This is a genomic window from Burkholderia sp. Tr-20355 (assembly GCF_017104685.1).
Taxonomy (GTDB): domain Bacteria; phylum Pseudomonadota; class Gammaproteobacteria; order Burkholderiales; family Burkholderiaceae; genus Burkholderia; species Burkholderia seminalis.
In genome coordinates, this window is the sequence record NZ_JAAGPK010000093.1 from 22,689 (window position 1) to 34,286 (window position 11,598).

Consider the following 11,598-nt stretch of genomic DNA (forward strand, 5'->3'; position numbering starts at 1 on the left):
CGACCGGCGTGTGGCGTGGGCGACATGCACCGGAATCACGGCAAATGACGAAGGATGAAAATGGTGAGCAACGTACGCATTGATCATATTGCGTTCCTGACACCGGGAAATTATCCCGACGAGGACGCGCGCGCGGGATTCGAGCGGACGCTCGAACTGTTCCGCGTCGGTGAGGTGCTCGGTTACGACAGCGCGTGGGTTCGGCAGCGCCATCTGGAGCGAGCCGTATCGTCGGCCGCCACGTTTCTCGCGGCGGCGAGCCAGCGCACGACCCGGATCGGACTCGGCGCGGCCGTGATCCAGATGGGCTACGAGAATCCGTTCAGACTGGCCGAGGATCTCGCGACCGTGGACGTGCTGTCGCACGGCCGGCTTAACGTCGGACTCAGTGCGGGCGCACCGAATCATGGCGCGCTGCTGGGCGAGCGGTTGTTCGATACCGACCCGGATCTGGTCGACTTCTCGCATGCGCGCGTGGCGCGCCTGCGTCGCAATCTTGCCGGCGACTGGCTCGGCGACGACGACACGTTCGTGGAATCGGCCGCCGGCCGTGTGCGGCCACGCGTGAGCCCGTATGTGCCCGGATTGACGGGCCGGCTCTGGTACGGTGGCGGCTCGAGGCGTTCGATCGAGTGGGCCGCCAGAAACGGCTTCAACCTGCTGATCGGCAATCTGACCACGGGCGAGGGGACGGACAGTTACGCCGATGCCCAGCTCCGGCAGCTTGAGCTGTACCGCGCGCACTGGAGCGAAGCCGTCGCTCCCCGCATCGCGCTGGGGCGCGTGATCGTGCCGACCGATGGTGCGAATGCCCGCGAGCGCGAACGTTATCGAGCGTTTGCCGATGCCCGCCATGCGCGCACGCTCGCGCCGCAGGGCGAGCGGCGCACGCTGTTCGCGCCGGATCTCGTTGGCCCCTCCGACGAGATCGTGGAGCGGTTGCTGGCCGACCCGGTGGTCGGACAGGTGCGAGAGCTGCGGCTCGAATTGCCTTACGACCTGCCGTTCGAGAACTACCGGCAGATTCTCGAGGACTTCATCACGCATGTCGCCCCGGCGCTCGGGTGGCAGCCGGTTGGACGGCGAGCATCCGCCGCGGCCCGACGCGATCGACATGACATTCCATCGAATGGCGCACGTGACCGAAGTCGGCGATGAACCGGACGCCGCCGGGCACGCCGCCCCTTCGACTTCGTTGCAACTGGACCGAACATGACAACCGTCTCTCAATCCCGGCTCGCGGCAATCGGCCGCCCGCGCCGCTTCGGCAACAAGCAGACTCATCCGGTACGCCGCTTCGGCGGCATCGCGATCGCCATCGTCCTGCATCTCGTCCTGGTCTGGGCGCTCGTGAACGGCCTCGCGACCCGGGTCGTCCAGATCGTCCAGCAACCGATCGAAACCCGGATCATCGTACCGGTGAAACCGCCCCCGCCGCCCCCTCCGCCGAAGCCGGTCGAGAAGGTCGTGTCGAAGCCGCGCGTGGCACCGCCGCCGCCGCCGTTCGTGCCGCCGCCGGAGGTGCGCGTGCAGGCACCGCCGCCGCCGACCATCACGCACCAGGACGTGCCGGCGCCAAGCGCCCCCGTGCACGAGGCGCCGCCGGCGCCGGCGCCGGTGCCGGTCGCGAAGCCGGTGAACCACGAGATCGGCGTGGTCTGCCCGAATTCGGACGAAGTCCGGTCGTCGATCGTCTACCCGACGGAGGCGCAGGACAACAACATCACGGGCGATGTCACGGTCGAATTCACGGTGGACCCGGACGGCCGCGTCACGAACCTCCGGGTCGCGCAGCCGGCCGACCCGGTGCTCAATCGTGCGGCGCTCAACGCGGTCAAGCGGTTTCACTGCATTGCGCAGGGAGAATCCGTGCGCGTGCGCGTACCGTTTTCCTTCAACCTGAATTGACGCGGGCCACGGCAAGCCGTTCGGCCGGGCCGGTTTTTCGAATCGACACATGACGCATACGGAGTCCTTATGAACAAGCGCTTTCGCGCCGCAGTCGCGGCAAGTCTGATGATCTCGGCCGGCATCGGCGGCACGCTGATCGCACCGCAAGCCGTGCTTGCACAGCAAACGGCGGCATCCGCGCCGAGCCAGGCCGCTCCCGGCGCGGCACCGACCTCGGCGGCACCGGCTGCCGCAAGCGCGGCCGATCGTGCGGTGCCGCCGCCCGAGCCCGCGACGTCGGCAACCGTCGAAAATCCGTACGGGCTGGGCGCGCTGTGGGCGAACGGCGACTTTGTCGCCCGCTTCGTGCTCGGGCTGCTCGTGGTCATGTCGCTCGGCAGCTGGTACATCATGATCACCAAGTTCGTCGAGCAGGCACGGGCGAACAGCCGGGCGAAATCGGCCGACCAGCAGGTCTGGAATGCGCCGACGCTGGCCGAGGGTGCCGCCCAGCTCGACGATGCGTCGCCGTTTCGCTTCATCGCCGAGAATGCGATCGAGGCGGGCGAACACCACGACACCGCATTGCTCGATTCGGTCGACCGCAATACCTGGATCGACCTGAACATCGAGCGTTCGATCACGAGCGTATCGAACCGGCTGCAGGACGGCCTGGCCTTTCTGGGCACGGTGGGTTCCACCGCGCCGTTCGTCGGCCTGTTCGGCACCGTGTGGGGCATCTATCACGCGCTGACCGCCATCGGCATCGCGGGCCAGGCATCGATCGACAAGGTCGCGGGGCCGGTGGGCGAGGCGCTGATCATGACCGCGATCGGCCTCGCGGTCGCCGTGCCCGCGGTGCTCGGCTACAACTTCCTCGTGCGCCGCAACAAGTCCGTGATGGAACGCGTGCGCGATTTCGGCGCGCAGTTGCACACCGTATTGCTCGCGGGCGGCAGGCGCGCGGCGGGCGGCATCGCGACACCGGCGGCACGGGCGCCGCAGGCGCTGGCGGCTCAGTCGTAAGCGGGGCGCGTCATGGCAATCAGTGTCGGCAGTGACGACAACGACGAGGTCATCTCGGCGATCAACACGACGCCGCTCGTGGACGTGATGCTGGTGTTGCTGATCATCTTCCTGATCACGATCCCGGTGGTGACCCATACGGTCCAGGTGCAGCTGCCGGCGGAGCGCGTCCAGCCGCTGCAGACGCAGCCGAAGAGCATCGAGATCGCGGTGAACCGGCAGGGCGACATCTTCTGGGGCACGGAGCATGTGGATTTGCCGACGCTGGTGGCGCGGCTGAAAGACGTGTCGGCGCAGGCGCCGCAACCGGATGTGCACGTGCGCGGCGACCAGGCCACGCCGTATCAGTACATCGGCAAGGTCGTGACCGCGTGCGAACGGGCCGGGATCGGCAAGGTCGCCTTCATCACGCAACCGCCCGCACGCGGCAGCTAAGGAGTTCGAACGATGGGTATGAACGTAGGCGCAGGCGCAGGCCGGGACGACCCCGAAGTGATGGTCGACATCAACACCACGCCGTTGATCGACGTCATGCTGGTGCTGCTGATCATGTTGATCATCACGATCCCGATCCAGATGCATTCGGTGAAGATGAACCTGCCGGTGGGGAATCCGCCCGTGCCGCCGCATCCTCCCCAGGTCGTACAGATCGACATCGGCGCCGACGGCACGGTCAACTGGAACGGCTCGGCAGTGGGCGGTGTGGCCGCGCTGGACGCGAAGTTTCGCGCGGTGGCGGCCGAGGCCGACCAGGACGAGATCCGGTTGCGTCCGGACAAGTCCGCACCCTACAAGGCGGTGGCCGAAGTGCTGGCCTCCGCCCAGCGCGAAGGGGCGACGAAGATCGGGTTGATCGGCAGCGAGCAGTTCACGCAATGAGTCATTCGATGGCGTCGGCGATCGAGCGGGCTTCAGGGCTCGGCGATTGATCGCCGCACGTCGGGCAGTCGCTCTTTCCGCAATCTCGGCACCGATGAAACCGAGGGAGGAGAGGAAGCGCCTTGACATCCAATTTCTGTACAACCAACGAATACCCATCATGAGCGAAACGCAGGCAGTGCGTCAGAACGGACGTGCCAGGCAGATTCATCTTGGCGCGACGATCCACGGTCCGGGCGGACACTACGCCGGGTGGCGCCATCCGGACGCGGTGATCGACGCGAGCATCAATCCGGATTTCGCGAGGCGCGTCGCCCGCGAGGCCGAGGCCGCGAAATTCGATTTCGTGTTCGTGGCGGACGGCCTGCATATCAACGCGAAATCGATCCCGCACTTCCTGAATCGTTTCGAGCCGCTCACGCTGCTGTCGGCACTGTCGGCCGTCACCGAACGGGTCGGGCTGGTGGGAACGCTGTCGACGTCGTACAGCGAGCCGTTCACGGTTGCCCGGCAGTTCGCGAGCCTGGATCACCTGAGCCGGGGGCGTGCAGGCTGGAACGTCGTGACGTCGCCGCTTGAAGGTTCCGCACGGAATTTTTCGCGCACCGAGCATCCCGAACATGACGAACGTTACCGGATCGCCGACGAATATCTCGAGGTGACGAAGGGGCTCTGGGATTCATGGGAGGAAGACGCGTTCGTGCGCGACCGCGCGAGCGGCGTGTTCTTCGATCCGGCCAAGCTCCATACGCTCAATCACAAGGGCAAGTATTTCTCGGTCGAGGGGCCGCTGAACGTCGGGCGTACGCCGCAGGCTCGGCCCATCCTGTTCCAGGCCGGCGCGTCCGACGCCGGCAAGCAGCTCGCGGCCACGCATGCGGATGCCGTCTTCACTCATCACGATACGCTGACCCAGGCACACGAATTCTATGTGGATCTCAAGCGGCAGGTGATCGAACAGGGGCGTCAGCCCGACGAGCTGAAGATTTTCCAGGGGATCGGCGTAATCGTGGGGCGGACGGCCGAAGACGCGGAGCAACAGTACCAGGAGAGCCTGAAGCTGATCACGGTCGGGAGCGCACTCGACCATCTCGGGCGATTTTTCGAACATCACGACTTCGGCCAATATCCGCTCGACGCGCCATTTCCGGAGCTCGGCGACCTCGGCAGCAACAGTTTCCGCAGCGGGACCGACGAGATCAAGCGCAACGCGCGCGAGCGCGGACTGACGCTGCGCCAGGTCGCGCTCGAAGCGGCTGCACCGCGGCCGCGTTTCATCGGTACGCCCGAGCACATCGCGGACGGCTTGCAGGAATGGTTCGAAGCCGACGCCGCGGACGGTTTCATCGTCGGTGGCGGTACGCCGACGGCATTCACCGATTTCGCGGAGCAGGTGGTGCCGATTCTTCGGGAGCGCGGTCTGTTCCGTGCCGAGTATCAAGGAGCGACCTTGCGGGACCATCTCGACGTGAGTTACCCGCGCAATCGCTACGCCGTGGCGTAATCCCGCCCGGAATCCGGCCGCCGGTTTCGTCCTCTTCGGGGTAGTCGTCCTGTTCGTGCCCTGCTTCGGAAGCCTTTTGGCGAAACCGCCGGATTTGGCGCGAAATGGACGATTACGGCCATTCATGGCCCGTCGGCTGGCGCGGCGCGGCCTTGGGGCTCGTGGCGCGGGCCGGCGGGGTCGAACGCGCTCGGAATCCCGGGTCATGGGCATCGGTGGCGCGATCCCGCCCCCGATCGGCCCCGTATGCGCGAGCAGCGATCTTTATCACCGCAGCAGATAAACGTATCCGAATCGCTTCGTTGACGCGTGCCGGCAAGGCCTCGTAGATTCGCGTTTTGACCGAATCAGAGGCCGTGCCGTGACGACTACCGCCATCCGCGATGCCGCAACGCTTTCCGCCGGGCATCCCGCCTTGCGGCCGGACGGCGCGGCGCAGCATTTCGACATCGTGCCGTTCGACGCGCCGCTCGGCGCCGAGGTCATCGGCCTCGACCTGTCGAAACCGCTCGACGCCGACGATTTCGCGCGCATCCATCGCGCGCATCTCGATCACCACGTGCTGGTGTTTCGCGATCAGCGCATCACGCCGGACGAGCACATCGCGTTCAGCCGCCGCTTCGGCCCGCTGCAGATTCACGTGCTCCATCAGTTCGCGCTGGCCGGCCACCCGGAAGTGCTGATCGTGTCGAACATCGTCGAGAACGGCAAACCGGTCGGGCTCGGCGACGCCGGCCATTTCTGGCATTCCGACCTGTCGTACAAGGAAAAACCGAGCCTCGGCTCGCTGCTGCACGCGCAGGAACTGCCGGCGGAAGGCGGCGACACGCTGTTCGCGAACATGCACCTCGCGTGGGACACGCTGCCGGCCCACTTGCGTCGCGCGGTCGAAGGGCGTCGCGCCGAGCATACGTATCTCGCGCGTTATGCGGAACTGCAGGCGCGCAGCCCGTGGCGGCCGAACCTGTCGCCCGAGCAGATCGCGCAGGTCGCGGCGGTCGTTCATCCGGTCGTGCGCACGCATCCGGAAACGGGCCGCAAGGCGCTGTTCGTCAGCGAGCATTTCACGACGCGCATCGTCGGGCTGCCCGACGACGAAAGCCGCGCGCTGCTCGACGAACTGTTCGCGCACAGCGTACGCACCGAGCACCTGTATCGGCACGCATGGCGCGACCACGATCTGGTGTTCTGGGACAACCGTTCGCTGATGCATCTTGCCGCCGGCACGCCCGACCACCTGCGCCGCAAGCTGTACCGCACGACGATCGAAGGCGACGCGCCTTTCTGAGCCGCGCGCCGCGTCATTCATTCCTGCCTCATCCCGACCGGAGTTCCGATGTCGTTTTCGTTCTTGCCGGCGCGTCGCGCGCTGGCGGCCACGCTCACCGCCGCGCTCGCCTTCGCGGGCGCGGTGATCCCGCAAGCCGCGCAGGCGGAGGGCCGCATCCGCATCGCCGAGCAGTTCGGCGTCGTCTACCTGATGCTGAACGTCGCGCGCGACCAGCAACTGATCGAGAAGGAAGGGCGCAAGGCCGGCCTCGACATCAAGGTCGACTGGGTGCGGTTGTCGGGCGGCGCGGCCGTCAACGACGCGCTGCTGTCCGGCGCGGTGGACATCGCGGGCGCGGGCGTCGGCCCGCTCCTGACCGTGTGGGACCGCACGCGCGGCCGGCAGAACGTGAAGGGCGTCGCGTCGCTCGGCAATTTTCCATACTACCTCGTGAGCAGCAACCCGAACGTGAAGACGATCGCCGACCTCAGCGCGAAGGACCGCATCGCGGTGCCGGCGGTCGGCGTGTCGGTGCAGTCGCGTGTGCTGCAGTACGCGGCCGCGAAGCAGTGGGGCGACAAGCAGTTCGACAAGCTCGACCCGCTCACGCAGGCGATTCCGCATCCCGACGCGACGGCCGCGATTCTCGCGAACAGCAACGTGATCACCGGCCACTTCGGCAATCCGCCGTTCCAGGAGCAGGAACTTGCCGGCAACCCGAACGCGCACATCGTGCTGAATTCGTACGACGTGCTCGGCGGCCCGAGTTCCGCGACGGTGCTGTACGCGACCGAGAAATTCCGCGACGACAACCCGAAGACCTATCGTGCGTTCGTCGCCGCGCTGGCCGACGCCGCACGGCAGATCGCGGCCGATCCGGAGCGCGCGGCCGACACCTATATTCGCGTGAACGGTTCGAAGATCGATCGCGCACTGCTGCTGAAGATCCTGCGCAATCCGCAGGTGCAGTTCAAGACCGCGCCGCAGAACACGCTGCCGCTCGCGCAGTTCATGCATCGCACCGGCGCGATCCGCAACGAGCCGAAGTCGTGGCGCGACTACTTCTTCGACGATCCCGCGACCGCCGGCGGTAGTTGAGCGGAGTCGACGCTGCGACGCCGCGATCGACGCTTATGCGTCGGCGCGGTTTCGATATGCGCAATCGATGGTTGGTCCGCGCGACGCCCGGCCGTATGTTGATGTTTTTCCCGCAAGAGATTCGATCGTGAACGCCACTTCTCCCCGAACCTGGTTGCCGCCGTATGCGGCACGCGGCGGCGCGTCGCCGGTCGCATCCGCCGCCCCCGATACAGGCGCCGCCGGGCAGCCGGCAGGGAATGCCGCGCAGGCCGGTGCGCACAGCGAACGCCTGCTGGCCATCGACCAGGTCAGCCTCGAATACCGCAGCGGCGCGCGGATCGTGCGCGCGACGCATCAGGTGAGCTTCGACGTGTACGGCAGCGACCGCTTCGTGCTGCTCGGCCCGTCGGGATGCGGGAAGTCGACGCTGCTGAAGGCAATCGCCGGCTTCATCGAGCCGGTCTCGGGTTCGATCGCGCTCGACGGCCGGCCCGTGCGCGGGCCGGGGCCCGACCGCGTCGTCGTGTTCCAGGAATTCGACCAGTTGCCGCCGTGGAAGACGGTCGTCGAGAACGTCGCGTTTCCGTTGCGTGTCGCCGCCAAGCTGTCGCGCGCCGAAGCACGCGAGCGCGCGCTGCACTATCTCGACAAGGTCGGCCTGGGCGCGTTTGCCGACGCCTATCCGCATACGTTGTCGGGCGGCATGAAACAGCGCGTCGCGATCGCGCGGGCGCTGGCGATGCAGCCGCGCGTGCTGCTGATGGACGAACCGTTCGCCGCGCTCGATGCGCTCACGCGCCGCAAGATGCAGGAGGAACTGCTGCGGCTGTGGGACGAATTTCGCTTCACGCTGTTGTTCGTCACGCATTCGATCGAGGAGGCGCTCGTGGTCGGCAACCGGATTCTGCTGCTGTCGCCGCACCCGGGCCGCGTGCGCGCGGAACTCAACAGTCACGAGCATTCGCTCGACAACGTCGACACCGGCGACTTCCGCGACAACGTCGCACGGATCCATCGCCTGCTATTCGACACCGACGCCCCCCATGTACCGACGACGGAGGACGCCGCATCATGAGTACGATCGATCCGGTCCTGCCGCCGCTGCCGCCCGTGCGCGACGAATACACCCGCACGCTCGTCACGCCGCCCGAAGCCGAGCGCGCGGCGCCGGCACCGCTGCTGCGCCGCATCGCCGGGGCCGCGTGGTTTCGCCGCGGCGTCATCGCGCTCGTGCTGATCGCCGCATGGGAGATCGTCGCGCGCATCGTCGCGAACGATCTGCTCGTCCCGACCTTCGGTGCGACGCTGGCCGCATTCGTGCAAGGCATCGAGTCGGGCGAACTGCTGGTCAAGACCGGCATCTCGATGTCGGTGCTGCTGCGCGGCTATGCGCTGGGCGTGCTGCTGGCGTTCGCGCTGACGTCGCTTGCCGTGTCCACGCGCATCGGCCGCGATCTGCTGACGATGCTCACGTCGATGTTCAATCCGCTGCCGTCCATTGCGTTGTTGCCGATCGCGCTGCTGTGGTTCGGGCTCGGCACCGGCAGCCTGCTGTTCGTGCTCGTGCACGCGGTGCTGTGGCCGCTCGCGCTGAGCATGTATACCGGCTTCGCCGGCGTACCGGTCACGCTGAAAATGGCCGGGCGCAACTACGGGCTCACGGGCCTGCGCCAGATCGCGCTGATTCTCGTGCCTGCCGCGCTGCCGTCGATCCTGTCGGGGTTGCGCGTCGGCTGGGCATTCGCGTGGCGCACGCTGATCGCGGCCGAGCTCGTGTTCGGCGCGAGCGCGGGCCAGGGCGGGCTCGGCTGGTACATCTTCCAGAACCGCAACGAGCTGTATACGGATCGCGTGTTCGCGGGCCTCGCGGCCGTCATCGTGATCGGGCTGCTGGTCGAGAACCTCGTGTTCGATACGCTCGAACGCGCGACCGTGCGGCGCTGGGGCATTCAGCACTGAGTATTGACGCGTCCGGACGCGATCAATCCCGGCGCATGCGGAACGTAAGCTGAAGTCGGCTTTTCGCGCGCGGCGGGTGGGTCCCTGTACTTGCGGGCGGCGTGTCACGTACGCCGCATAACGGATGCCGCGTCGTGCGCTGCCGCGATGCTCTCCGATCTACGCGAACAAGGATCTGCCGAATGACTGCCCGTGATGCGCTCGATCCGCGCGACGCATGGCGCGACGCGCGCGGGTGCACTGCCCGATGCGGCGGCAAGCGGAGCGAGACGGGTCATAGCTTGCCCGGCCTGGGGTCGGGCACGAAGCCGTCGCGGTTCGGCATCTTCACGCGCGGCAGCGTGCGCGCGTCGAGCCGGGCGTCGCCGGGCACGATGCCGTTCAGGTGGAGGACGTACGCGGTGACCGCGTAGACGTCGTCCGCGCTCAGCGATTGCGGTGCGTTGTACGGCATTGCCCGGCGAATATAGTCGAACAGCGTCGTCGCGTAGGGCCAGTAGCTGCCGACCGTCTTTTTGGGTTTCGCGCTCGCGAGCGATCCGATGCCGCCCACGAGCGGATCGCCGACACCGCCTTCGCCGCCGGCGCCGTGACACATCGCGCATTTGTCGGCGAACACGTGGCCGCCGCGTGCGACCGTGCCCGCGCCGGGTGGCAGGCCGGTGCCGTCCGGCGCGACGTCGATGTCCCACGCGGCGAGCGCCGCGCGATCGACCGGCTGTCCGAGGCCGAAGCCGGCGCCGAACGCGCCCGACGTCATCGCGCAGCCCGCCAGCAGGCAAATGAGCACCTTACGCATTGCGCACCTCGCCGTCCGTGCCCACGCGCCAATTCTGGATGCCGTTGTAGTGGTACTGCGAGTTCAGGCCGCGTGCGGCGACGAGCGCGTCGCGGGTCGGCTGCACGTAGCCGGTTTCGTCGGTTGCCCGGCTTTGCAGGTCGGCCGGCTCGCCGCGCCATACCCAGTCGGCCTCGAAGCGTGTCAACGCACGATCGCGTACGTCGCCGGTGAGCCGTGCGGGTTGCCACGTGCGACCGCCGTCGGTCGACACGTCGACGGCGCGAATCCGGCCGCGGCCCGACCACGCGTAGCCGCTGATCGGGTAATAGCCGTGCGCGGCGAGCCGATGGCCGGCCGACGGCCGCGTGATCACCGATTTCGCGTCCATCTCGAACACGAACTGGCGCGCGCAGCCGTCGGGCAGCAGATTCGTGTATTTCGACGTTTCCTCGCGCGTCATCTCGGGCGCACGCACCAGCTTCAGCCGTCGCAGCCACTTGATGTTCGTGTTGCCTTCGAAACCGGGCACGATCAGCCGCACCGGGTAGCCGTTCTCGGGGCGCAGCCGTTCGCCGTTCTGCGCATAGACGACCAGCGCGCGCTCGAGGATCCGGTCGAGCGGCAGGCTGCGCGTCATCGCCGCGCCGTCCGCGCCTTCGGCGAGCAGCCAGCGTGCGTCGGGATCGATGCCCGTCTCGTCGAGCAGCGTCGACAGCCGGACGCCGGTCCATTCGCAGCACGACAGCAAGCCGTGCGTGAACTGGACCGGCAGCCCGCTCGGGCCGTTCCATTCGCTGCCCGTGTTACCCGAGCATTCCAGGAAGTGGATCCGCGATTCGGACGGAAAACGCAGCAGGTCGTCGAGCGTGAAGACGCGCGGCTCGCGCACGAGGCCGTGCACGACGACCCGATGGCGTTGCGCATCGATGTCCGGCACGCCCGCGTGATGACGCTCGTAGACGAGCCCGTTCGGCGTGATGTCGCCGAACAGGTCGGCGAGCGGTGTCATCGACGAGCCGGAACCGGGCAGCGCAGGCGTGCGGGCGCTGCGGCGAATCACGTCGTGCTCGTGCTGCCCCGGCACGCCGTAGGGTGGCGACAGCAGTGGCGCGCCGGGCGCACGCGTCCATGGCGGCACCTCGAGCGGCTGGCTCGCCAGCGCGCCGCCGGCAGGCAGCATCGCAGCCGCCCAGCCGCCATGGACGCGTG

Annotated in this window: 12 protein-coding genes; 10 read left to right on the forward strand and 2 right to left on the reverse strand. The window is 67.5% G+C overall.

All coding sequences use genetic code 11. The annotated features are described in order from the left end of the window. Positions 1 to 63 precede the first annotated feature (63 nt). The 10 genes from G3N62_RS22115 to G3N62_RS22160 all read left to right on the forward strand — a co-directional run bounded on the left by G3N62_RS22115 (position 64) and on the right by G3N62_RS22160 (position 9,608). Complete coding sequence (locus G3N62_RS22115; RefSeq protein ID WP_124670592.1) at positions 64 to 1,158, forward strand: LLM class flavin-dependent oxidoreductase; 1,095 nt, start codon at positions 64 to 66, stop codon at positions 1,156 to 1,158. Positions 1,159 to 1,212: 54 nt separating this feature from the next. Next, positions 1,213 to 1,908: an energy transducer TonB gene (locus G3N62_RS22120; protein WP_034190938.1), complete on the forward strand. Its 696-nt coding sequence runs from the start codon at positions 1,213 to 1,215 to the stop codon at positions 1,906 to 1,908. 69 nt (positions 1,909 to 1,977) lie between these two features. Continuing rightward, complete coding sequence (locus G3N62_RS22125; RefSeq protein ID WP_034190939.1) at positions 1,978 to 2,916, forward strand: MotA/TolQ/ExbB proton channel family protein; 939 nt, start codon at positions 1,978 to 1,980, stop codon at positions 2,914 to 2,916. A 12-nt stretch (positions 2,917 to 2,928) separates the two neighbouring features. Continuing rightward, positions 2,929 to 3,351 carry a biopolymer transporter ExbD gene (locus G3N62_RS22130; protein ID WP_034190940.1) on the forward strand — a complete coding sequence of 141 codons (423 nt, stop codon included), beginning with the start codon at positions 2,929 to 2,931 and terminating at the stop codon, positions 3,349 to 3,351. Positions 3,352 to 3,363: 12 nt separating this feature from the next. Further along, on the forward strand, positions 3,364 to 3,795 hold the full coding sequence (locus G3N62_RS22135) for a biopolymer transporter ExbD (protein WP_034190941.1): 432 nt from the start codon (positions 3,364 to 3,366) through the stop codon (positions 3,793 to 3,795). A gap of 160 nt (positions 3,796 to 3,955) precedes the next feature. Further along, positions 3,956 to 5,299 carry an LLM class flavin-dependent oxidoreductase gene (locus tag G3N62_RS22140; protein WP_124670593.1) on the forward strand — a complete coding sequence of 448 codons (1,344 nt, stop codon included), beginning with the start codon at positions 3,956 to 3,958 and terminating at the stop codon, positions 5,297 to 5,299. Positions 5,300 to 5,660: 361 nt separating this feature from the next. Then, a complete protein-coding gene (locus G3N62_RS22145) occupies positions 5,661 to 6,587 on the forward strand; it encodes a TauD/TfdA family dioxygenase (protein ID WP_049036679.1) in 927 nt (308 codons plus the stop codon). A 48-nt stretch (positions 6,588 to 6,635) separates the two neighbouring features. Then, a complete protein-coding gene (locus G3N62_RS22150) occupies positions 6,636 to 7,667 on the forward strand; it encodes an ABC transporter substrate-binding protein (protein WP_124670553.1) in 1,032 nt (343 codons plus the stop codon). Between the two features lie 67 nt (positions 7,668 to 7,734). Beyond that, complete coding sequence (locus tag G3N62_RS22155; RefSeq protein WP_200086203.1) at positions 7,735 to 8,724, forward strand: ABC transporter ATP-binding protein; 990 nt, start codon at positions 7,735 to 7,737, stop codon at positions 8,722 to 8,724. Further along, positions 8,721 to 9,608 carry an ABC transporter permease gene (locus G3N62_RS22160; RefSeq protein ID WP_049036684.1) on the forward strand — a complete coding sequence of 296 codons (888 nt, stop codon included), beginning with the start codon at positions 8,721 to 8,723 and terminating at the stop codon, positions 9,606 to 9,608. The genes G3N62_RS22155 and G3N62_RS22160 overlap by 4 nt, the downstream gene beginning before the upstream one ends. 274 nt (positions 9,609 to 9,882) lie before the next feature. On the opposite strand, the gene G3N62_RS22165 is transcribed toward G3N62_RS22160, so the two are convergent. After that, complete coding sequence (locus G3N62_RS22165) at positions 9,883 to 10,407, reverse strand: cytochrome c (protein ID WP_034190946.1); 525 nt, start codon at positions 10,405 to 10,407, stop codon at positions 9,883 to 9,885. Continuing rightward, positions 10,400 to 11,598 (reverse strand): sulfite dehydrogenase (soxC, locus tag G3N62_RS22170; RefSeq protein ID WP_206141298.1); only part of this gene is annotated, 1,199 nt, incomplete at its 5' end. The genes G3N62_RS22165 and soxC, both read right to left, overlap by 8 nt.